Genomic DNA, 21538 nt, shown 5'->3' with positions numbered 1-21538 from the left:
GTCGCATCCGCTGCTTGCGCAGCGGACGCTTCCGGCGGCCTAACCTTCCTGCGCCGACAAAATGCCCGATCGGCGTCGTGCGTCAGGCAAACTGAATTTTGCAGGCCCGACTACAGAACCGACATGCTCGCGCACAGAAATAATCGGTCGTTGTGCCATCCGAAGAGTCGCCAGATCACAATGTAATCCTGATTGTGTTCGCGGCATGATTGCCGCGAACCTTCAGCAAGGGTTTTAAGTTTCAATCCCACTGCGCAACGAGGCCATCGGGACTCACTTCGCGGCCGTTGCGTTCGAGCGCCGCGATTTGAGCCATATCTTCGTCGGTCAGCTCGAGCGTCCGCGCGAGCAGGTTGCTGGCGAGGTTTTCACGCTTCGTCGACGAAGGGATGACCGAGTAGCCAAGGCGCAGCGCCCACGCGAGCGCCACCTGGGCCGGTGTCGCGTGGCGTCGTTCGGCGATCTCGCGGATGACCGGATCGCCGAGCACCTTACCATAGGCGAGCGTCATGTACGACGTGACGTGGATGCCCTCCTGCTGGAGGAGGCTGACGAGCTTGCGGCTCTGCAGATACGGGCTCAGTTCGATCTGATTGGTAGCGATGTTCTCTTTGCCGACCACCGCGATTGCCTGCTTCGTCAGTTCGATGTTGAAATTGGACACACCGATCTGCTTCGTCAGGCCCCGCGACTTCGCTTCTGCGAGCGCGCTCATGAATTCCTCAAGCGGGACCCCGTTATTCGGCGCGGGCCAGTGAATCAGCGTGAGATCCACAACATCGGTGCGCAGCTTCTTCAGACTGTCCTTGAGGCTCGGAACCAGTTTTTCACGGGCGTAGTTGTCGACCCAGATTTTTGTGGTCAGGAAGAGATCCTTGCGCGCGATGCCCGAAGCGGTGATCGCTTCGCCCACTTCGGCTTCGTTGCCATAGATCTGCGCGGTGTCGATCGCGCGGTAGCCGACTTCGAGGCCATTGCGTACCGAATCAATGACAACCTGGCCCTGCAGGCGGAAGGTTCCGAGGCCAAAAGCAGGAATATTGCTCATCATGTTCTCCATGGAGTTGATTGAAAGAGGCACAGACAGAAGCAGCGTGCCATTTCCGGTCTGTGCGAAAAACGGTTGTAAGTGCGAAATGCAATTGAACTGAAATCAGATACTGGACGACGAGACATCGCGTGCGGAACTGCGCTGCGGCTCACGCTGCAGGGCCATCTGCACGAACACCAGTAGCAATCCGGCGGCAGCGATCAGCGCGCCGACAACGGGTACCGCTGCGTATCCAAAGCCAGCGGAAATCGCTGCTCCGCCGGCGGCTGCACCAACGGCATTGCCGAGATTGAAGGCACCCACGTTGACCGAAGATGCGAGCCCCGGGGCCTCCGACGCGGCACGCATGACCCGCATCTGCAATGGCGGAACGACGGCGAACGTGGCGATGCCCCAGCCAAGAACGGCGAGCGCGGTGCCGATATGAGTCTTTGCCAGTAGAGGGAACGCGAGCATGACGGCGGAGAGCAGGACCAAGAAGACGATAAGGCTCCCATTGAGTGAGCGGTCCGCGAGCCGGCCGCCTGCAACGTTGCCGATCGAAAAGCCCACACCGACGACCACGAGCATGGCGGTCACGAAGGCGGGCGATGCGCCGGCGAGATGTTCGAGCGTCGGCGCGATATAGGTGTACAGGGTGAACATCGCACCTGCGCCAAGCACGGTCGTTGCCATTGCCATCAGCACGACCGGGCGGGTAAGGACCTTCAGCTCGCCACGAACGTGCGGAACGTTCCCGGGTTCGCCCTGTGGAAGCGCAAACCGCAGGACCAGCATCGTGAGGATTCCCAGTCCTGCGGTTGCCACGAACGACATCCGCCAGCCGATGGCCTGGCCAAGCCACGTAGCAGCGGGAACGCCGCCAATGTTTGCGATCGTCAGGCCCATGAACATGGTGGCCACTGCACTGGCCTGCTTGTGGCGCGGCACGACGCTTGCTGCGACGAGCGAGCCCAGCCCGAAGAATGCCCCGTGATTGAGGCTCGTGACGAGACGCGCAAGCAGCAGCGTCGTGTAGCTTGACGATATCGCCGAGAGCAGATTGCCGAGAGTGAAAATGCTCATCAGCGCAATGAGCGCGGTTCGCCGCGACCAGCGGGACAGGGCGAGCGTCATCAGTGGCGCGCCGATCATGACACCGATGGCGTAAGTGGTGATCAGCATGCCGGCGGTCGGAATGGAAACGTGCACGCCTTGGGCGATGACCGGCAGCAGCCCCATTGGCGAAAATTCGGTGGTGCCGATACTGAACGCACCCATGGCGAGCGCCAGTAGCGACAGCCATGCGCTCCCTGATTGAACTGCAGTCGACGTTTGAGCCTCGTTCATGCTGATTTCTCCGTCATGTGTTGATGAAACTGGGGAAGGACCTCACGGGCGATTTCGCTGAACGTCTCGTGACCGGATGAAGGGCGAGGGGCACGATTTGCAGTCCGGGTTTCGGTGAAGTCGGGACGAAGTGTGCGCCCTTTACTTTTGATCAAAAACTAGTCTATAAAGGAATATGTTTTGATTTAAAGTCAAAAATGAAGATCACGTTAGATGAGTTGCAGGCGTTCGTGAGCGTTGTCGACACTGGCTCCATTACGGCAGCGGCGCAACAGCTCGATCTGACTATTTCTGCCACTAGCCGGACCTTGGGAAGGCTGGAAAGCAAGCTCAAGACCACGCTGCTGCGTCGTACTACCCGGCGCCTGGAGTTGAGTGAGGAAGGGCGGGCGTTCCTGAGCGATGCGAGGGCAATCATCGCCTCGGTGGAAGGGGCGGAGGAGCAGATGGCCGCGCGGCGCGAACGGCCCTCGGGGCGGTTGCGGGTGGATGCGGCCACGCCGTTCATGCTGCATGTGATCGTGCCGGCCGTGCAGGGTTACCGGGAGCGCTTTCCGCAGGTGGAGCTGGAGCTGAACAGCAACGAAGGCATCATCGATCTGCTGGAGCGGCGCACAGATGTCGCAATCCGGATCGGCCAGTTGAAGGATTCCACGCTGCATGGCAAGCCGGTAGGGCGCAGCCGCCTGCGCATTCTCGCCAGTCCTGCCTACCTGGAACGCCATGGCCACCCCAGGCGAGTTGAGGAACTGGCGAAGCATGCGTTACTGGGCTTCAACCAGCCTGAGGCGCTTAACGTCTGGCCGATTTCCGGGCCAGACAACGAGCCGTATCGAATTGCACCCACCATCTGGTCATCGAGTGGGGAGACGCTTCGGCAACTCGCGCTGGCTGGTGCCGGTATCGCGTGCCTGTCCGACTTCATGACGGCGCGCGATCGACGCGAAGGGACGCTTGTGCAGCTATTCTCTCGTCAGACACAGGATGTCCGGCAGCCGATCAACGCGGTCTACTACCGCAATACCGCGATTTCCGCGCGGATTGCCTCTTTCGTCGACTATCTGATCGAGGCGGTTCGCGGTACGGAATTTGAACGATAGCCTGCAATTCGAACCCGGCAAGAGGAGTATCCGTACAGTCGCTTCAGAGATTCCTTGCGCCGCAACGCGGCGGCCGCTTCGCGGAAAGCTGAATGTCTCAAACGGGTCGACAAGGGAAGTTCGCGTCGAGATCGGGCAGATGACTGAAGGGCGCCGGCCATACTTCCGGGTCCAGCCATGAACGGACGCTCGACAATCGAGGCAAGACTGCTGACAATCCTGCAATTTCGGACCTTGTTGGGTGTGTCAAATGCCGCAGTCGCGAATGTTGCCGCCCGAGATCGCGCGGCGCTCAATTTCACGTAGGGAGATCGTCCTTCCGCTCGACGCGGCTATTGCCGCAGTTGATTGGTGTGCGATCAACCAGATTCACATCCTCGGTTGGGAAGGATGGATTCAGTATGCGGATGGGCGGGTCGGTCACGGCAATGCACCGCAGGGAACAACGAGTTTAGAGGGTCTTTCTGTACCCGATGCTGCCGACTTCTGTCGTCGGACAATCCGTGTTGCCGCACTGGAGTGGTCGAAAACGTATCCAGAAGCGATGGATCGACTACATTTCTGTATCACCGTAGACACGACGGGCGCCACCACAAGGCCGTAGGCAATTGGCGGCCATGCGCGGTCGTTGGAACAGTGCTCATAAATCGGCGACAATCGGACATTCTGGAAAGCCATTCTTTCAACTGCGCTGAGGTCCTGTCCACTGCGTGCTTGAAGTGCAGCCAGATTCGCGTCGCTCTTGTCCACGGCAACTATCCTGGGCTCACCGTTCTGTTCACCTTCTCGAAGTAACAGCGAGCTACTTGAATGCGCTAATGCGACAAAGCCTTCCAGACCTTCAAGAACGTAAGGCCCGAGACACATCGAACCCGTTCGCCACATCATGACCACAACGAGAAGCCTGGCGCTCATTCTGGCATGCGTGTTTGCCTCTTCCCAGCACGTCCACGCGCAATGTGTCGACCTGGTCGCCAGTCTTGACGACGGTCAGTTGATGCAGTCGCGGATTGCGCTGGTCGACCGTGCCACGCCTCGCGAGCAGATCCGCATCCTCGCCTACATCTTCGAAATCGATCAGACCGGCGGCCTGCTGTTGCGTCATCTGGTCGAGGCCGCGCGCCGAGGCGTGCCGGTCAAGCTGCTGATCGACGGCATCGGCCCCGAGCCGCACTATCCGTTCGAGGACGAGCTCATCGTCGCCCTTCACGAGGTGGCTCCCGGCATCGAACTCCGCATCTTCCATCCACGATCCGATCTCGTCGAGATTTCGCATCGCATGCACGACAAGCTGTTCCTGGTTGGCGACACGGCCGTGATAGGCAGTACCTCGATCTGGGATGCGAGCTTCCGCAACTGGCTCAGCGAGCGCGATCTGATGGTGTCGGGCGACGCCGGCCAGGATGCTTCCTCCCTGCACGCCATGTACCAGCATTTCGCCCTGTTCTGGAATAGCCCGGAGGCGGTTCGCCCCGAGCCGGAAAAATTCCTCAAAGTCGCCAGTCCTTATCGCGTCTCGCAGGGTGATGCGACGCTGGACCCGGCGCGCATCCGTTATTGGCGCGAATGGCTGCTGGCTCCGCTCGATGCTGCAGCCGAGACGCCAGACCTGGCCGCTACCGATACACCGACTGCCTCCGATACGCCCAATGATCCCGTCGCTGCGTCCGCTCCCGGGGCGTATTTCGATCCCGCCTGGACGCCGATCGCCTGCGAACGCCTGCGCTATGTCCACGACTGGCCCGACAAGCGTTCGCCCGGCACGTTGCAGGACATGCTACAAGCGTTCGATACGGCGCAGCACGAGATCCTGATCATCAACCCCTACCTGATCCTGGTGCCGGAACTGCGCGAGGCGCTTGAGCGCAAGCAGCGCGAAGGTGTCCACGTGATCCTGGTGAGCGCGTCGCTAGCGAGCATCACGCAGGAATTCCCCGCAGTCGGGCGCGCCTATGCCGACGATCTGCCCGGCCTAGTGAATGCCGGGATCGAGGTACGCGAATATTCCGACCGGGAGAACCGCATGATGCACGCCAAGCTGGTCCTCATCGACGGTCATCGATATTATCTCGGCAGTTTCAATTTCGATTCGCTGTCGGCCCGCTTGAATACCGAAAACGGCCTGTGGATAGATATCCCTGAGAACGGGCTCGATCCCTTGCAAGACAGCGTGGCGTACTTCCTGCGCAACTCAAGTTCGGTGAGCGACGCCAATGGCCGCCTTCTGGCGGATCCCAATGCGCGCTGCCGGGCCGCCGGCTGCGGCGGCGCCTGGCGGTGGGTGACGGTACTGATCAGGCGCTTCCTCTGAGCGCGGCGAGCCCTGTCGCCAGGCTACGTGGCCAGTTTGGGTTGCCGTTCGCACTGTGTCGCGCGGTGGTCGGCCATGCCGGGTCCTTCGACTGGATCGCCCAAATCGCCGACAATCAGTGACGGTTTGATGAAGCAACTACACGCAGGGATGCGGATGAACAGAAGAAAGAGGTTGACCTTTTGGGGTGCTGACGAAAACGACGACAGTTTGCCGCGCGCCGTCATGGATGGTCGAAAGACCGTCACCGCCGATACGGTCGCGGCGTATTACAAACCGTACGGCGAATATGGCGACGGAAGTTATGAGCCGGGTGACATCATCGAGGTCTACGATCTAAAGCAGAGGCTTCGCTGCATCATCAAAGCAACCAAAGTTTATACGATCGAATTCGGCGACATTCCTGAGGAAGTCTGGCGCGGTGAAGCATTCTCCAATGCCGAAGAATTCCGGGAAGTCCATACTCGGTGCATGCCGCACGAAGACCTGCATGATCATTTCGAACTAGTGACTCTGCATTTTGAATTGATCGAGATCGTAGCGCGTTAAATCATGGATTGAGCGGGACGGGAGCAGACAAAATGAAAGGTCTCGGCACCTTGATCCCTATTGCTAATGACTTACTGCGATGCGTACGTAGGGCCATCCCAACCATCGAGGTACTTTGGCAGATCATCCCGGACATCCACGACGCGCTGCCGATAGAACAGGTGCATTGTCGGAGCCAGGGCTGCGTCGAGCTTCCCGTCGGCAGCGCGGGCGACTAGAGCATTCGGGACCACACGCATTCCCAGTCGATTGGTGCCGAACACAACGTCGCCGCAAACGCCGCAAAACGTTTTCGTCAGCTGCTTTTCTGGATGTTTGAAGGTTTGTCCCACACCTTCGTTAATACAAACCGCATCGGACTCCCAGGCCGTTGCAGAAAACACGGACGTTCCGTAAAAGCCTCTACATGACGAACAGTGGCAGTTCGCGCGTGCGACCGGGCTGCCGTGCAGGTCGACGGAAATCTTTCCACATAGGCACGCAACACGAAGTGACATAGTTATCTCAATAGCGTAATGTAAGCAACTCATTGTACTGTGCTATCGGCGTGCTATCGGCGTGCAATCGCCGCGTTTGAATTTACGAGGTAGTTTTGTCGGCGGCTCCAAGCGGACGTTGACCGGCTAACGAACCACGCAATGCGGCAGATAACAAGGTGGTCCTCTCGCCGATAACGCCCTGTTGCGTCGTCAGACGGTGTAACCCAGTGATTTCAGGTGAGCAAAACCAGCTGCGGCCGCAAAATCAGGGAGACGCCAGATTGCGCCGTTTGCTCCCCATGTGCCCTCCATGACATCGTGCACGATCACGGACGTCACAAGTTGACGCTGGTCTGCAGCAGGCAAAGCTTGCCTGAAGGCTTCGTGAGCCAGACTGACGTATCGGGCGCGAGCAGCAGCATCCAGCACGCCAGCCGGTAGATAGATCATCGCAATGCACGGTAAAACCTGTGCTGTCACATCGATTCCTCCGCATGTCCATAATCCCGGAGCGACTTCGTCGACGACGACCCAGCATAGGAAGCGCTTCTTCGCGTCGTCGGGGATCTGCTCTGCACTTGCTGCAGCATTATTGAGCAGGCGTACTAATGCCTCGCGATGCTGAACGGGAAAAGAGTCCTTGGGAATCTTGACGAGAATGTTTGGCAAGTGAGCCTCTTCATGTGTGTCCGGGAGCTTGCATTAGAGCGTCGGCGTGCGCACAATCCGAGTGTCTACCAGGACATCTTTCATGCGTATTCCGCCATTCTATGATTTCACGATTCTCGTCCTTGGCGGCGCCTACCCATCGAGCGTCGCGCTAACGCTCGACATTCTGTCGGCTGCGGCTTCGGTTTCAGCCAGTGTTGACGTCGTAGCACCTCGATGGCGCGTCTACTCGACTGCCGGCAACAGAGTACAGTTAGGCCACGGTCTTTCAATTGATGCGAAGCCTTTGCCGAAGACGGCGCGCGCCGATAGTTCGATCTGGATCGTGCCCGGGCTGGGACTTGAAAGTCCAATTGATATAGCGAGTCGGATGAAACAGGACGACGCGCTTACGGCGATCATGGCGTTACGCTCTCATGCGCAACGTGGCGGTACCGTAGCGGCGTCCTGTTCTGCCGTTTTTCTGCTTCAGGCGGCGGGTCTTCTCGCCGGTCGTCGGGCGACAACGTCATGGTGGCTGGCGCCATTGCTTCAACGCATGGAGAAACGCTGCACGGTCGATGCAGACCGAATGGTGCTCGAGGACAGCAGAGTTGTGACGGCAGGCGCGGCACTCGCGCAAACCGATTTGATGTTGCATCTGCTGTGTAGCAAATTCGGGCCCGCGCTGGCGGATACCCTATCTCGCGTGCTTCTTGCCGACGCGCGACAGGCGCAAGCACCCTTTATCGCTCCGTCTCTGCTCGCGAGCGGGAACGAGCTGACAAGCAGGATCGTCGCGTATGTAGAGGCGTCATTGCCTGAGCTGCCCAGTCTGGCCGACCTGGCGGCGCAGTTTTGCGTGTCGGAGCGAACATTCGCGCGTCACGTGCGGGCGGCTACCGGACGTAGCACTCAGGACTTATTGCAAAGCATCCGGCTGGGCAGGGCGCGCGTGCTGCTCGCCACAAGCCGAATGACCGTCGAGCAGATCGCAGAGCAAGTGGGCTACAGAGATGCAACGGCGCTCAGAAGAATGATGCGTAAGCTTGTCGGTGCGACCCCGAGACAGTTCAGGCCGACCGCGTTCGGGGCGTACAGTTGATCTGATGCCTGCACGCTCAACTGTCCGCTTCTGTCTTTGAGGAACGCGCGCATCAGCAGGTGGAAATATCGTCCCGGCTCAAGCTGGAAATGAGTCTTCATCGTGACTCCGTGGCAGCCCACCGCACCGACTAAACAAATCGACCAACACGACATATCGATACGCCAAATACTTGGTTGTCGAGGCATCGCTCAACTGCTTATATGGTTCCTCTACGCCCGATAGGAGGACGCCATGAGTGCAGTGCTCGAACCCCACCAGTCCGAATCAAGCGCCCATCAAAACCTGCAGGTACGCCGCTACAAGCCGCTGATCGGCGCCGTGATCGAAAGCGTCGATCTCTCCCAACCACTCAGCGAAGAAAACCGGCAAACCCTCAGACAGGCGCTTGTCGACCACGGCGTCATTTTTTTTCGCGAGCAGACGCTGGCACCCGAGCAGCACGTTGCGCTTGCGCGCATCTTCGGCACACCGGTGCGCAAGAATATCTATCTGCCGGCCGTCACCGGGTTCCCCGAGATCGAGGTCATCGCACATCGCGACGGCACGCATTCGAGCGGCACGGACAACTGGCACGTCGACGTTTCATGGCAGTCGCAACCGCCCAAGGCCACCGTTCTTCACGCGCAGGAGATTCCCGAAGGCGGGGGAGGCGACACGATCTGGTCCTCGGCGGCGGCAGTCTACGACCTGCTGGATCCCGATCTGGCCCGCTACTTCGAAAAGCTGAAGGCGGTGAATACCTTCATCGCCTCGCCGAAGAAGCAGGCGTTATCGGAACTGCTGAGCGGCTATGACGTGCCGGAGGGCACGGATGGCTCCGCTGTGGAAGCCGGCCTGGCCCGGGTACGCGACGCGGCGCAAAAGTATCCGCCTATCGAAGTCCCGGTCGTGAAGACGCACCCGGAGAACGGCCGCAAGCTCGTGTTCGTTAACGAAGGGCATACGAGTCATCTGCTCGGCGTGTCGAAAACGGCCAGCCAGAGCTTGCTGAACTACCTGTATGACCTGATCAAGACGCCGGAAGTGCAGGCGCGCTTCGAATGGCGCGCCGGTGACGTTGCGATATGGGACAACCGCCAGGTCCAGCATTACGCCGCACGTGACTACGGTTCGGCGCGCAGACGCATTCACCGCATTACGATCGAGCACGACGGCGTATTCTGAACGATACGCGCCTGATTTCCCAGACCTCCACCAACCCATGACGACTCTCAACGAATATCTGGTTCAGAAGCGCGCGGCCTGGCTTGCCAGGCGCGAAGCGGCCCGCAACGATCCCGCGGTGAAAGCGGTGCAGCTCAAGGCGAATGTGCGGGCGCTAGGGCGTAGCGGGGTACGCGAAATCCGCATCCGCGATTTCCAGGTCATCAGCGACAGCCCCGCCGATTTCGCCGGCTACAACCTCGGACCGGCATCGCCCGAACTGCAACTGGGCGTGCTTGGCAGTTGCCTGACGCATATCACGCTGATTCAGGCAGCCGAGCGGCAGTTACGGATCGATTCGATCGATGTGGAAGTCACCGGCGAGCAGCACCCGCTCGCGCAGCAGCCCGGATTTGAAAACGTGCCGATCTTTCCGCACAATATCCGCTACACGCTGAATATCCAGTCGCCTGAATCGCCGGAGACAATCCGCGCGCTGCACGCCGCCGTCGAGGCGGTGTGCCCGATCTATAACCTGCTGACGCAACCGCAGACGATCCTCGGTGAGTTGCGCCACACGGGTGGCGAGTCCGGTGTGCGAACGGAAGAGAAGCGCACCGAGGCCGCGACGACAGAAGGCAAATAAGCGCCACCCAGGTGGCGCGTGGGCTCGGCCCGCTGCCTATGTTCAGCTTCGTGCCGGTTCGGCGTTGACCGTAGGCAGCACTTCCAGACCGGCGCCGTGCGTCAGACCGAGCGGCAGCAGGTGAGGGGAGGCGCCCTGCGGGCCATTCAGCACAACCCCGAATACACCTTCACCTCGCGACGCGAGGCGCTCCTCGAGTTCTTTTGCGAGGCCCGTCCCGCTCGCGGTGCCCGACGGACTCAGCAGCGTGAGCGTCGTCGCACCGATCGACAAGGTAGCGAACCAAACCCCGTGGCCGGGCAACGCCGACCGGTGCACCTGCAGCGGCTCGCCCAGCAGCGCACGATACCGGCTCACGCTGGCGTCGAGATCGCGCACGGCAACGTTGAGGCCCGATATACCGCGTGCACCGTTGCGATGGAATCGCACCTCGCCTTCGGCCACGCGCAGATGGCGTGGCGTGACATCGCCACAGAGAAAAGGCAAGTCGGGCGTCGCCGGTTTGCCTAGTTGCCATGCAAGACGCTCACCATCCGGCCGTACGCGGCCACCGGCAATCGGTCCTTCGTAGCTGAGTCCGCGCTGACGCGCAGCATCAACAACCGTCTTTACCGATTCCGGCAGCAGCGCAAAATCGACGAGTCCGTCGCCCGCGCGATTATCCGCATCCCACCAGCGATGCTCGGGTGCATCGCGCAGAAAGGCAATCAGCTCGAAGTAGCTGCCGTCCTGGAAGCCGATCAGCGCATTGTGCGTCGCGCCGTCGGCGTGCGTGCCGCCGCGCTGGACGGTGAAACCGAGTTCAACGTAATCGGCGATGGTCTGTTCGAGATCGCGCACGCGAATGACAATGTGGTCGATTGAAAGCGTCATAGGTCGATGTCAGGTTGGTTGATTAATGCCGCGCACCCAAAGCTCAGGCCGTCCGCGCGAACTGGTTGAGCGGAAAGTCGAGTCCAAGATGCTCGCGTAGCGTCGAGCCTTCGTAGTCGCGCCGGTAGACGCCGCGCTCCTGCAGGATCGGCACGACCTTCGTGGCGAAATCGGTGAACGCGGTCGGCGTGCCGCCGCGCACGATAAAGCCGTCGGTCGCGCGTGCCTCGACCCACGCCTGCAATCCATCCGCGATCTGCTCGGGCGTGCCGGCAAAGCTCGGGCGCGGCGTCGCCGCCTCGAGCGCGACTTCGCGCAGCGACAGGCCGCGCTCATAGGCGTCGCGCTTGATCGCATCGGTGGTGCTGCGGAACTGGTTGCTGCCGAGATCGCCGATATCGGGGAAGGGCGCGTCGAGCGGATACTGCGCGAAGTCGTGGTGATCGAAATAGCGGCCGAGGTAGTCCAGCGCGTTGTCGATCGTCACGAGCCGCGCGGTTTCCTGGTAGCGCGCCTCGGCATCATCGGCCGAATCCGCGACGATCACGCTGGTTCCCTGAAACACCTTCAGGCTGTCCGGCGCGCGGCCATGCGCAGCGAGCCGTTTCTGCACGTCCGCATAGAACGCCTGCGCAAGCGGAATCGTCTCCTGGCGTGTGTAGATCGCATCTGCGTGTTCGACCGCGACGGCCTTGCCGTCATCGGACGCACCGGCCTGGAACAGGATCGGACGGCCCTGGCGCGACCGGCCGATGTTGAGCGGCCCGGCGACCGAGAAGAACTCGCCGCTGTGGTTGAGCGTGTGCAGTTTGTCCGGATCGAAGAACACACCGGTCGCCTTGTTGCGCACGAACGCGTCGTCCTCCCATGAATCCCACAACCCCTTGGTCACCGTCAGGAATTCCGACGCGATCCGGTAGCGCAGCGCGTGCTCCGGGTGCTTGTCGCGCGAGAAATTCTTCGCGGAGCCTTCCAGCGGCGACGTCACGACGTTCCAGCCGGCGCGGCCGTCGCTCAGATGGTCGAGACTGGAAAACTGGCGGGCTACCGTGAACGGATCGCTGTACGAGGTCGACAGCGTGCCGACGAGGCCGATACGTGTCGTGATGGACGCGAGCGCCGACAGCAGCGTCAGCGGTTCGAAGCGGTTCAGGAAGTGCGGGATCGACTTTGCGTTGATATGCAGGCCATCCGCGACGAACAGCAGGTCGAACTTCGCGGCTTCCGCCGCGCGCGCGAGTTCGTGGACAAAGCGCACGTTGATGCTCGCATCGGCAACGGCGTCCGGGTGCCGCCAGGCGGACATGTTGCCGGACGGCCCCTGAATGATCGCACCGAGATGAATCTGGCGAGGTGAAACGCTGCTGGAAGGCTGGCTCATGATGTCGTCACATGGAGGATGGGGAGGGCGTCACGCAAGCGCCGCGTGCGGCGCGCGCTCGGGAAGGCTCGGCAATGCGTCGAGCAGCGACGCGGTGTACGGATGTTCGGGGGCGCTGAACACGCGCTCGACCGGACCGCTCTCGACGACGCGGCCGCGCCGCATCACGATGATCCGGTCGGCGACGTGGTGCACCACGCCGAGATCGTGCGAGATGAACAGCATCGCGGTACCGTGTTCGGCCTGCAGGTCCGCGAGCAGATCGAGCACCTGCGCCTGGATCGACACATCGAGCGCGCTGACCGGCTCGTCGGCGACGAGCAGCGCCGGATTCGGCGCGAACGCGCGCGCGATTGCGACGCGCTGGCGCTGGCCGCCGGACAGTTCGCGCGGGTAGCGCTCGTAGCAGGCAGCGCCAAGCCGCACCTCGTCGAGCAGTTGCAGCACGCGGCGGCGCCGCGCGTCGCCCCGGATGCCGGCGCCGTCGAGGCTCTCGCCGATGATCTGACCGACGGTGTAGCGGGGATCGAACGAGCTATACGGGTCCTGCGCGATCAGTTGGAGACCGGTGCGGCGCCCGCGGCGCGCGGCTTCGGGCAAAGCGCTCCACAGCTCGCCGCCGAGCGTCACCTGTCCGCTGTCCGGCGCGATGAGGCCGAGTACGATTCGCGCGAGCGTCGACTTTCCCGACCCGGACTCGCCGACTATCCCAAGCGTCTCTCCCCTGGCAAGCGTGAACGAGACGTCGTCGACGGCCGCGGGCGCATCGGACTGCGTGCCGTAGCGCTTCACCACCGATTCGGCGGCCAGCACCTGAGCCTCTGCAACGATCCGCTTCTGTGGCAGCGGGATCCGTCCTGCACCGGCGGGCGTATCCGCGGACCGCACGTCGCCGGTCTGAGGCGCGAGCCGAAAGCCGCGCGACGCCGGCACCGGAATCGCGGCCAGCAACTGCTGCGTGTAGGGATGCGCGGGCTCGGTCAGCACATCGCGCGTCGGGCCCTGTTCGACCACGCGGCCCGAGCGCATCACGAGCACGCGGTCGGCGAGTTCGGCAACCACCGCGAGGTCGTGGCTGATCAGCAGCAGCGTATCGCCCGCATCGCGGCGCGCGCGCAGCAGCGCCAGGATTTGCCGCTGGACGGTCATATCGAGCGCGGTGGTCGGTTCGTCGGCGATCAGCAGCGATGCGCCACCGGCGATCGCGGTGCCGATCAGGACACGCTGGCGCAGGCCGCCCGACAACTGATGGGGATATTGCGGCAGCCGCCGTTCAGGATCGTCGATGCCGACCGAGCGCAGAAGCTCGGCGCTGCGTGCATGGCGCTCGCGCGACGGCACCCCGCGTAGCGCCTCGCCGATAAGATCGCTGACCCGCCACAGCGGATCGAGCGACACCAGTGCATCCTGCAGCACATAACCGATCTGGCGGCCACGGATCGCGCGCCAGTCACGCTCCCGATAGCGGCGCGCGTCGGCACCGGCAATCTCGAAGCGCCCGGCGTTCCATTCCGCGTTCGCGCCGTTCAGCCCGACGAGGCTGCGCGCGGTGACGGATTTGCCGGAACCCGATTCGCCCACGAGCGCGACGCACTCGCCTGCATGTACGGTCAGATCGAGCGGGCCCACGGCGGGCCTCGTCGCGTGCCGGCCGCGAAATCCGATCGTCAGATTCTCGATGCGCACGACAGGCTCGCCGCGCACACCGGCGGAACGCACGGAAGAGAAGGGCAGAACAGAAGCGGTGGTGGACGTCATGCGAGCTCCCTGCGTTCAAAGCGCGCCTGCCAGTAACCGCCCAGTGCGTTCACGGCAACGACGGCCAGCGTAATCGCGACGCCGGGCCAGACGGCGATCCACCACGCGTTGTACAGATAGTTGCGGCCCTCGGCGAGCATCAAGCCCCACTCGGCGGCCGGCGGCTGCGGCCCCATACCGAGAAAACTAAGTCCCGACGTGCCGATGATGGCGGTGCCGAGTCCGATGGTGGCGAGGACCGGCACCTGCGCGATGGCGTGCGGCAGCACGTGCCGCCAGACCAGCACCCACGGCGCGAGACCGAAGGTCTTCGCCTGCTCGACATACCCCGATTCGGCGACGACGAAAGTCTGTGCGCGCACGACGCGCGCAAAGCGCGGCACCGAGGCGACACCAAGCGCGAACAGGAGGTTGACCGGGCCGGGGCCGGTAAACGAGATCAGCATCAGCGCGAGCAGCAGGTCCGGGAACGCCGATACGACATCGAGAAAGCGTGTGATCAGCTCGTCCAGCCAGCCCCGCGCGAGCCCGGCAAGCAGGCCGAGCACAGTGCCCGCGAGCGTCGCGACGCCGATCGCTGCCGCGCTGATCGACAAGGAGTAGCGTGCGCCGTAGACGACGCGCGCGAAGATGTCGCGGCCGAGCTGGTCGGTGCCGAGCCAGTGCTCGGTGCTGCTGCCGAGCTGGGCCGACACGGGGTCGGCCGCCAGCGGATCGTAGCGCGTCAGCCATTCAGGCGCGAACACCGCGACGATGTTCAGTATCAGATACAGCGCGGCCAGCGTGAGGCCGGGATGGGCCGCCACCCAGCCGGCCGCGCGCAAACCAGCGCGCGACCGGGACGGAAGTTCGAGAGGAACGGACATGATGGGTCTCCGGTTCAGCGCTATGCGCGACGCTCGCGCAGGCGTGGATCGATCAGCAGATAAAGCAGGTCGACCGCCGTGCTGAGCACGACGTAGATCGCCGCGGACAGGATCGCGATCGCGAGGACCACGGGCATGTCCTTGGCGAGCACGGCGTCGACGGTGATCTTGCCGAGACCTGGGCGGCCGAACACCTGCTCGGTGATCACGGCGCCGCTCAACAGTCCGCCGACCAGCCAGCCGGCCAGCGTGACAGCGGGCAGCGCCGCATGCCGCAGCGCATGCCGCACGCGCAGCGCGAGGCCGCCGATCCCCCACGAGCGCACAGTGAGCGCGAACGGTTCGTCGAGCGCACGCTCGATGCCCTTGCGCAGTACACGGCCGATCACGGCGCCCTGCGCGAGCCCCAGCGAAAGCGCGGGCAGCACGATTGAGGAAAAGCCGCGATCGCCTGCAACGGGGAACAGCTTCAGCGTGAAGCTGAAGACGAACAGCAGCATGATCCCGAGCCAGAACGACGGCGTCGATGCGAGCAGCAGTTCGAGGCCGGACGCGGCGCGACCGCCCCAGCGGCGGCCGGCGGTCAGCACCGCAAGGCCGACCGCGAATACGATGGTCACGACAAGCGCCGCGCCGGTCAGCTTCAGCGTCGGCCACAACTGGCCGATCACAAGCGGCGCGACGTCGGTGTTGAGCACGTAAGAGCGGCCGAAATCGCCATGCAGGATGCGCCACAGGTAATGCAGATACTGCAGATAGAGCGGCTCGTCGAGCCCCCATTCCTGGCGGATTGCCGCCTGGATCTCCGGCGTGCTCAACTGCTCGCCGATCAGGAGACTCACGATGTCGCCCGGCGCGATCTGCACCGCGACGAACGACAGCGTCACCGCCGCCCATAGCACCAGCGCGCCGGTGACGATGCGGGTCGCGATGGGCGAGCGCAGCCATGGCCGGCGCGCAGCCCGCGTCGCGGCGGGCGGTGTGGGCGGCAGCGACGCGCCAGGCTCGGGAAGGGTGCTCGGATGTGTCATGCTCGGATTACCTCGTGCTGTGCGATGCCGGGCAGCCGGAATCAGTGCGGATCGAGCCACACGTCGTACGGTGTTTCGGGCATCTGCTTGAAACTGCGGAACGACAGCCCGTGTACCCGAGTGTTCGCCACGATCTGGTCTTCGGGCTGGTAAAGCGGTATCGCATAGGCTTCGTCGACGATCACCGAGTGCTGCAACCGGCTGTAGAGCTGCCCGCGAGCCGCGTCGTCACGCGTGCGCGCCGCGGCCAGCAGCCACTCGCTCAGGCGCGGATCGGCGGTGCGGCTGTAGTTGATGACGCCGCCGCGATCGACCGGCAGATAGTGGTTCTCGGTGTCGATGCCGTCGGTGTCGGTGTTCGAATTCGGAATCGCACCGAATCGGCCGCTGTTGTGCACGTCCGCGTAGGTGCCGGCATCGACGTAGCGAATCTTCAGCTCGACGCCGATCCGCTGCCGGGCCTGCGCCTGCAATCCCTGCAGCAGCACGTCGCGCTGGTCGCGCACGGTGGCGAGCGCCTGCACGACGTCGATCGATAACCGGCGGCCGTCCCTGGTCCGGTAGCCGGCCGGGTCGCGCGCGCTCCAGCCTGCCTCGTCGAGCAGGCGGTTCGCGAGCGCCGGGTTGTTGCCGTAACTGTGTTCGATGCTGTGGTCATACAGCGGATCGACGGGCGAAGTGATACCCCATGCGCGCGTGCGTTTGCCGCGGTAAATTGCGGCGACGAGCGCGTCGAGGTCGAGCGCCTGCAGCAAAGCGCGGCGCACCTGAGGATCGCTGGTCGGCGGCTGCGTGACGTTCAGATAGAGCGAATACGGCGAGCCGGTGTTGAGCGCGTGAAGGTAACGCAGATCCGGCTGCTTCCCGAGCAGGCCGGCGTCGTTACCCGAGACGCCCTCGATCACGTCCACCTGCCCGGACAGCAGCGCGCCCGTGCGCACCGACGATTCCGGCAGGAACCGGTAAACGACGCGATCCAGGTAAGCGGGCCCCTGATGGCCGGCCGTAGCAGGCGCCCACCGATAATCTGGATTGCGAACGAAGTCGGCTTCCTGGCCGCGCCGGTACGACGCCAGGATGAACGGACCGGTGCCCGCGACGTCGTGGCCGCCCGATTTCAGTTGCGCCGACGCGTAGGCGGCGGGCGAGATCAGCTTTAGGGCGGCAGCGAACGAGAGAAACGGCGCATACGGCTCCTTCAGCGTCAGTTGCACCGTATGCGGATCGATCGCACGCGCGTCGTCCAGCCGTGTCGCGATTCCGCAAATGCTTGAACCCGCACAGTAAGACGGGTCGCGCACCTGCACGAAGTTCTTCACCACGGCGGCCGCGTCGAACGGCGTGCCGTCGGTGAATTTCACGCCGTCGCGCAGCGTGAACGTGTAGGTGAGGCCGTCGGCGGATACCTGATAGCCGCTCGCGAGCCACGGCACATAGCTACCGTCGGGTTTGCGCGCAAGCAGCGATTCGAAGCTCGCGCGCAGGATCAGCTCGGCCTTTGCCTGGCCGTTCAGTTGCGGGTTGAAGGTCGTGGGCTCGGTTTCGACGCCCCATGTCAGCGTGCCGCCGGATGGCGGCGCGGCGACCGCGCTGCCGGACAGCGCGGCGGCCGCCAGCACGCAGCGCATGATAATCCGCTCCGACGGCCTGGCGCGGCGCGGCGGGGTTCCGGTAGCGGTGCGGTGACGGGCCACGGCTTACTTCTTCAGCCAGATGTCGTACGGGTTTTCAGGCATCTGCGCGTATGCACGGAAACGGATGCCCTGTACGGCCTTTGCGGCGGCGATCTGATCTTCCGGCTCGTATAGCGGCACCGCGTACGCCTGCTGGGAGATGGCGAACTGCTGCAACTCGCCGTACAGCTTCTTGCGTTGCGCAACGTCCTGCGTGCGTGCCGCTGCCTGCAGCCATGTGGTCAGCTCCGGTGCAGAGGCGCGGCTATAGTTGAGCGCGCCGCCGTGATCGACCGGCAGGTAGTGGCCTTCGATATCGATCCCGTCGGGCGGTGTGTTCGAGTTCGCGATCGCCCCGTACTTGCCGCTCTTGCGGCTGTCGAGGTACGTGCCGTCGTCGACATACTGGATCTTCAGGTCCACACCGAGCCGCTGCCGCGCCTGGGCCTGCAGCGCCTGCAGCAGCACGTCGCGCTGGTCGCGCACCGTCGCCTGCGCCTGGATCACCGTGATGGTCAGCCGTTCGCCCTGTTTGGTCCGGTAGCCGGCCGCGTCGCGCGTGCTCCAGCCTGCCTCGTCAAGCAGCGCGTTGCCGAGCTTCGGATTGTTGCCGTAGGTGCGCTCGAGGCTGCTGTCGTACAGCGGATCGATCGGCGAGGTGATTCCCCACGCACGGGTGCGTTCGCCCCGGTAGATCGACTGGATGATGCCCGTCACGTCGAGCCCTTCGAGCAGCGCGCGGCGCACCTTCACGTCCTGTGTCGGTCCATACGTGACGTTCAGGAACAGCGAATACGGCGTGCCGGTGTTCAGCGCGTGCTGATAGGTGAGGTCCGTGTTCTTGCGGACCAGCGCGGCGTCGTTGCCGGACACGCCCTCGATCACGTCGACCTGACCGGACAGCAGCGCGCCCGTGCGCACCGACGATTCCGGCAGGAAGCGGTAAGTGACGCCGTCGAGGTACGCGGGGCCCTGGTGGCCAGCCGTCGCGGGCGCCCAGCGATAATCCGGGTTCCTGACGAACTCGATGTCCTGACCTTTTACGTATTTACGCAGGATGAACGGCCCGGTGCCGGCAATATCCGGGCCGCCCGACTTCAGGCTCGGCCGGTCGAACGCGTTAGGCGAGAGCAGCGGCAAACCGCCGGCGAAGGTGAGGAACGGTGCATACGGCGCATCGAGCGTGATCTCGACGGTATGCACGTCCGGTGTCTTCACGTCGGTGACGTGCGAGATCAGCCGCGACAGGTTGCTGCCGCCCGAATAGGCGAGGTTGCGTGCGTTAAGGAAGTTGCGTGCAACCGCCTGTGCGTCGAACGGCGCGCCGTCGGTGAACTTGACGCCGTCGCGCAGCGTGAACGTGTACGTCTTGCCGTCGGCGGACACCTTGTAGCCGGTCGCGAGCCACGGCACGAAGCTGCCGTCCGGGTTCTGGGCGAGCAGGCTCTCATATGCATTACGGAGTAGCAAGACGACCTTGTCCTGGCCGTTCAGTTGCGGATTGAGCGTGTGCGGCTCGGTCTCGACGCCCCATGTCAGCGTGCCGCCGGATACGGGGGTACCCTGCGCGAAGCTCAGGTGCGGTAGCGCAAGCGCGAGCAGGATGGCGACGGATGCGGCGCGGCGCGATTTGCGGTGGGAGGAATGGGGCGCCGGAAACGGGAATGTCATTGATGGAATGCCTTGGAGATGAGCAGCGGATGGAAGCGGTGTTACACGACGCGTACAGTTCTAACTGACCTTAAGTCACCCTGATCGGCCTTAACTGGCCACGACAGCGCCAGCCGGTTCAACCTCTGTGGCCGGCGCCTGCGGGTAGAGCTCTGGGATCAGGATCTTGCGCAGCCACACGAGCGGCGTGCCGAGCTTGTTTGTCGAGCGGTGGAACGGCACGTACCCGTGCTGTTCGTAATACGCGCTCAGCCACGGATGCCCGATGGCCGTCGCAAGATAGGTAGCGGGCGCCTTGACCTGCGCCTTCAGGAACGTCTCCTCGACGTGCTCCATCAGCGTGGCGCCCAACCCTTGCCGCTTGTACGCCGGCGCGACCGCAAACCAGTGAAGGAAAGGGTACGGCGTCAGATGGCGGTCTTCCGGGGTCCATGGGAAGCGCACCGTCAACGTCACGGCGAGCTGCTTGCCGCCTGCCGACTCGCGTTCGAGTACGAACGTGGTGTGACTTGCGACCGTTTGCTGAACCCGCTCAATCGGCGAACGCATGATCGTGAAATAAACGCCGTCTTGCGCGAGCGGTGCGTAGGACTGCTGAAGCAGGTCGTACAGGGCCGGGACGTCGTCTTGACCGGCAATGCGAATGGTGTCGGTCATCATCCCGCCACAGCGATGGAGTGAAGCGCGCCGGCCGGGCTTACGCGCAATGTGGCGGGCGCATCGTCCCGGTAGCCCGCGAGCAGGCGAAGCGATGCGATGCGCGGGGCAGCCTCGGTGATCGGTGTATCCACGATGAACTCGGCCACGCCGTAGCGGCGTTGCAGCTCGCCGAGTTCTCGCAGCGCGTCGTCGCGCGTGCCGTGAACAACGTGGGTCTCGCGTTCTTCGATGCGGTGCGCGCCGCCGCCCGACTGGCGTACAAATGCCTCGGCCTGTTCGAGGCTGCCGACATTGACGGCCTGAGCGTCGCCGACCTGCACGCGAAAGCGCCGCAAGCCGTCGGCAAGCCGCTCGGCTTCGGCACGGGTATCGGCAACGACCACCGAAATCGCAAGCAGCGGCGCACCGCCGCCGGACGCGGAGCGGTAACTGTCGAATGCACGTTCGATATCTGCGGGCGCAGCATTGATGTGCGCCGCGTAGACGAAATCCCAGCCAAGCCGGGCCGCCAGCGTCGCGCTTTCGATGCTGGAGCCGAGCAGAAACGGACTTGCGGATTCGGGCGGCAGCGGCGTCGCGCGCAGCACCGCTTCGTGATCCCCGCTGCCGGCGGGCGGCGCATCGGCCGCGCGCAGATAGCGATCCAGCGCGAATGCCAGCTCCGCGAAATCGGGACGATGCAAGGGATCGCCTGTCGCCTGCAGTGCGCGCGTTGACAGCGGAAATCCGCCGGGCGCTTTGCCGATGCCCATATCGACGCGCCCAGGCGCAAGCGCGGCGAGCAGATTAAAGTTCTCCGCGATCTTGTACGGGCTGTAATGCTGCAGCATCACGCCGCCCGAACCGACCCTGATCCGACGGGTGTGCGCCAGCAGGTGCGCAATCAGGATTTCCGGCGACGGGCAGGCGAGCCCGGCGGAGTTGTGGTGCTCCGCGAGCCAGTAGCGGTGATAACCCCATTCATCGGCCGCGCGGGCGAGGGTGACGCTGCGCGCCAGCGCGTCGGCCGCGCTCTCGCCGGCGGCGATCGGGCTCTTGTCCAGCACACTCAACCTGAAAGTGGGCTTCGCAGCATCCTGGCCGGATTGGCTGACTTGAAATGTCATTGCATCGAAATCGAATATAGGGCGGATAAATAGAAATCGGCGATCCGATTCGGCATCCGGAATTATTTTTCGTGGCGCATCGGGTGGTCAAACAATCAAGAAGAATATGAAAAGCCGAAAATATTTGTTCATGCTGGCCGGGTGGGTTGCGGTAT

General features: G+C 63.3%; 19 protein-coding genes. 6 read left to right on the top strand and 13 right to left on the bottom strand.

Annotated features, from left to right (window positions below; translation table 11 throughout):
* Positions 1–241: 241 nt before the first annotated feature.
* On the bottom strand, positions 242–1048 hold the full coding sequence (gene dkgB / locus FFS45_RS27390) for a 2,5-didehydrogluconate reductase DkgB (RefSeq protein WP_137957764.1): 807 nt from the start codon (positions 1046–1048) through the stop codon (positions 242–244).
* Between the two features lie 105 nt (positions 1049–1153).
* Entirely contained in the window at positions 1154–2380 is a 1227-nt protein-coding gene (locus FFS45_RS27385; protein ID WP_137957763.1) for an MFS transporter, read from the bottom strand.
* Positions 2381–2577: 197 nt separating this feature from the next.
* Between FFS45_RS27385 and FFS45_RS27380 the strand changes: the two genes are divergently transcribed.
* The 3 genes from FFS45_RS27380 to FFS45_RS27370 all read left to right on the top strand — a co-directional run bounded on the left by FFS45_RS27380 (position 2578) and on the right by FFS45_RS27370 (position 6340).
* The gene (locus FFS45_RS27380) at positions 2578–3480 is read left to right on the top strand and encodes a LysR family transcriptional regulator (protein ID WP_137957762.1); all 903 of its coding nucleotides are present in this window, start codon (positions 2578–2580) and stop codon (positions 3478–3480) included.
* A gap of 886 nt (positions 3481–4366) precedes the next feature.
* Entirely contained in the window at positions 4367–5791 is a 1425-nt protein-coding gene (locus tag FFS45_RS27375; protein WP_249362950.1) for a phosphatidylserine/phosphatidylglycerophosphate/cardiolipin synthase family protein, read from the top strand.
* 129 nt (positions 5792–5920) lie between these two features.
* Positions 5921–6340, top strand: coding sequence for an ASCH domain-containing protein (locus tag FFS45_RS27370; protein WP_249362949.1), 420 nt, complete (start codon positions 5921–5923; stop codon positions 6338–6340).
* A 71-nt stretch (positions 6341–6411) separates the two neighbouring features.
* Here FFS45_RS27370 and FFS45_RS27365 read toward each other — a convergent pair whose 3' ends face one another.
* Together FFS45_RS27365 and FFS45_RS27360 are read right to left on the bottom strand one after the other, a co-directional pair.
* A complete protein-coding gene (locus tag FFS45_RS27365) occupies positions 6412–6843 on the bottom strand; it encodes a GFA family protein (protein WP_171029776.1) in 432 nt (143 codons plus the stop codon).
* Between the two features lie 186 nt (positions 6844–7029).
* Entirely contained in the window at positions 7030–7488 is a 459-nt protein-coding gene (locus FFS45_RS27360) for a tautomerase (RefSeq protein ID WP_137957759.1), read from the bottom strand.
* Positions 7489–7570: 82 nt separating this feature from the next.
* On the opposite strand from FFS45_RS27360, the gene FFS45_RS27355 reads away from it, so the two are divergent.
* The 3 genes from FFS45_RS27355 (at position 7571) to FFS45_RS27345 (ending at position 10364) form a co-directional block, all read left to right on the top strand.
* Complete coding sequence (locus FFS45_RS27355; RefSeq protein WP_137957758.1) at positions 7571–8572, top strand: helix-turn-helix domain-containing protein; 1002 nt, start codon at positions 7571–7573, stop codon at positions 8570–8572.
* Between the two features lie 234 nt (positions 8573–8806).
* Positions 8807–9739: a TauD/TfdA family dioxygenase gene (locus FFS45_RS27350; protein WP_137957757.1), complete on the top strand. Its 933-nt coding sequence runs from the start codon at positions 8807–8809 to the stop codon at positions 9737–9739.
* Positions 9740–9776: 37 nt separating this feature from the next.
* A complete protein-coding gene (locus FFS45_RS27345; protein WP_137957756.1) occupies positions 9777–10364 on the top strand; it encodes an OsmC family protein in 588 nt (195 codons plus the stop codon).
* 42 nt (positions 10365–10406) lie between these two features.
* Here FFS45_RS27345 and FFS45_RS27340 read toward each other — a convergent pair whose 3' ends face one another.
* The 9 genes from FFS45_RS27340 to FFS45_RS27300 form a co-directional block, all read right to left on the bottom strand.
* Positions 10407–11237, bottom strand: a complete 831-nt coding sequence (locus tag FFS45_RS27340) for a VOC family protein (protein ID WP_137957755.1) — start codon at positions 11235–11237, stop codon at positions 10407–10409.
* A 43-nt stretch (positions 11238–11280) separates the two neighbouring features.
* Positions 11281–12618, bottom strand: coding sequence for an LLM class flavin-dependent oxidoreductase (locus FFS45_RS27335; RefSeq protein WP_137957754.1), 1338 nt, complete (start codon positions 12616–12618; stop codon positions 11281–11283).
* Between the two features lie 30 nt (positions 12619–12648).
* Positions 12649–14376 carry an ABC transporter ATP-binding protein gene (locus FFS45_RS27330; RefSeq protein WP_137957753.1) on the bottom strand — a complete coding sequence of 576 codons (1728 nt, stop codon included), beginning with the start codon at positions 14374–14376 and terminating at the stop codon, positions 12649–12651.
* Positions 14373–15242 (bottom strand): ABC transporter permease, encoded by an 870-nt coding sequence (locus tag FFS45_RS27325; RefSeq protein ID WP_137957752.1) that lies wholly within the window; start codon positions 15240–15242, stop codon positions 14373–14375. The genes FFS45_RS27330 and FFS45_RS27325 overlap by 4 nt, the downstream gene beginning before the upstream one ends.
* Positions 15243–15262: 20 nt before the next feature.
* On the bottom strand, positions 15263–16273 hold the full coding sequence (locus FFS45_RS27320) for an ABC transporter permease (protein ID WP_137957751.1): 1011 nt from the start codon (positions 16271–16273) through the stop codon (positions 15263–15265).
* A gap of 41 nt (positions 16274–16314) precedes the next feature.
* Positions 16315–17967, bottom strand: coding sequence for an ABC transporter substrate-binding protein (locus FFS45_RS27315; protein ID WP_249362948.1), 1653 nt, complete (start codon positions 17965–17967; stop codon positions 16315–16317).
* 3 nt (positions 17968–17970) lie between these two features.
* Positions 17971–19617 carry an ABC transporter substrate-binding protein gene (locus tag FFS45_RS27310; protein WP_137957750.1) on the bottom strand — a complete coding sequence of 549 codons (1647 nt, stop codon included), beginning with the start codon at positions 19615–19617 and terminating at the stop codon, positions 17971–17973.
* A gap of 90 nt (positions 19618–19707) precedes the next feature.
* Entirely contained in the window at positions 19708–20274 is a 567-nt protein-coding gene (locus tag FFS45_RS27305) for a GNAT family N-acetyltransferase (RefSeq protein WP_137957749.1), read from the bottom strand.
* The gene (locus FFS45_RS27300) at positions 20274–21383 is read right to left on the bottom strand and encodes an LLM class flavin-dependent oxidoreductase (protein WP_137957748.1); all 1110 of its coding nucleotides are present in this window, start codon (positions 21381–21383) and stop codon (positions 20274–20276) included. Before FFS45_RS27300 ends, FFS45_RS27305 begins: the two co-directional genes overlap by 1 nt.
* Between the last annotated feature and the right edge of the window lie 155 nt (positions 21384–21538).

It is taken from the genome of Burkholderia sp. 4M9327F10 (assembly GCF_005503145.1).
GTDB lineage: Bacteria > Pseudomonadota > Gammaproteobacteria > Burkholderiales > Burkholderiaceae > Paraburkholderia.
This window is presented reverse-complemented; position numbering and strand designations above follow the sequence as displayed.

Excerpts from the sequence above, each read along its gene's own strand:
- dkgB (WP_137957764.1), bottom strand. The coding sequence starts at position 1,048 with ATGAGCAATATTCCTGCTTTTGGCCTCGGAACCTTCCGCCTGCAGGGC.
- FFS45_RS27385 (WP_137957763.1), bottom strand. The coding sequence starts at position 2,380 with ATGAACGAGGCTCAAACGTCGACTGCAGTTCAATCAGGGAGCGCATGG.
- FFS45_RS27380 (WP_137957762.1), top strand. The coding sequence starts at position 2,578 with ATGAAGATCACGTTAGATGAGTTGCAGGCGTTCGTGAGCGTTGTCGAC.
- FFS45_RS27375 (WP_249362950.1), top strand. The coding sequence starts at position 4,367 with ATGACCACAACGAGAAGCCTGGCGCTCATTCTGGCATGCGTGTTTGCC.
- FFS45_RS27370 (WP_249362949.1), top strand. The coding sequence starts at position 5,921 with ATGAAGCAACTACACGCAGGGATGCGGATGAACAGAAGAAAGAGGTTG.
- FFS45_RS27355 (WP_137957758.1), top strand. The coding sequence starts at position 7,571 with ATGCGTATTCCGCCATTCTATGATTTCACGATTCTCGTCCTTGGCGGC.
- FFS45_RS27350 (WP_137957757.1), top strand. The coding sequence starts at position 8,807 with ATGAGTGCAGTGCTCGAACCCCACCAGTCCGAATCAAGCGCCCATCAA.
- FFS45_RS27345 (WP_137957756.1), top strand. The coding sequence starts at position 9,777 with ATGACGACTCTCAACGAATATCTGGTTCAGAAGCGCGCGGCCTGGCTT.
- FFS45_RS27340 (WP_137957755.1), bottom strand. The coding sequence starts at position 11,237 with ATGACGCTTTCAATCGACCACATTGTCATTCGCGTGCGCGATCTCGAA.
- FFS45_RS27335 (WP_137957754.1), bottom strand. The coding sequence starts at position 12,618 with ATGAGCCAGCCTTCCAGCAGCGTTTCACCTCGCCAGATTCATCTCGGT.
- FFS45_RS27330 (WP_137957753.1), bottom strand. The coding sequence starts at position 14,376 with ATGACGTCCACCACCGCTTCTGTTCTGCCCTTCTCTTCCGTGCGTTCC.
- FFS45_RS27325 (WP_137957752.1), bottom strand. The coding sequence starts at position 15,242 with ATGTCCGTTCCTCTCGAACTTCCGTCCCGGTCGCGCGCTGGTTTGCGC.
- FFS45_RS27320 (WP_137957751.1), bottom strand. The coding sequence starts at position 16,273 with ATGACACATCCGAGCACCCTTCCCGAGCCTGGCGCGTCGCTGCCGCCC.
- FFS45_RS27310 (WP_137957750.1), bottom strand. The coding sequence starts at position 19,617 with ATGACATTCCCGTTTCCGGCGCCCCATTCCTCCCACCGCAAATCGCGC.
- FFS45_RS27305 (WP_137957749.1), bottom strand. The coding sequence starts at position 20,274 with ATGACCGACACCATTCGCATTGCCGGTCAAGACGACGTCCCGGCCCTG.
- FFS45_RS27300 (WP_137957748.1), bottom strand. The coding sequence starts at position 21,383 with ATGACATTTCAAGTCAGCCAATCCGGCCAGGATGCTGCGAAGCCCACT.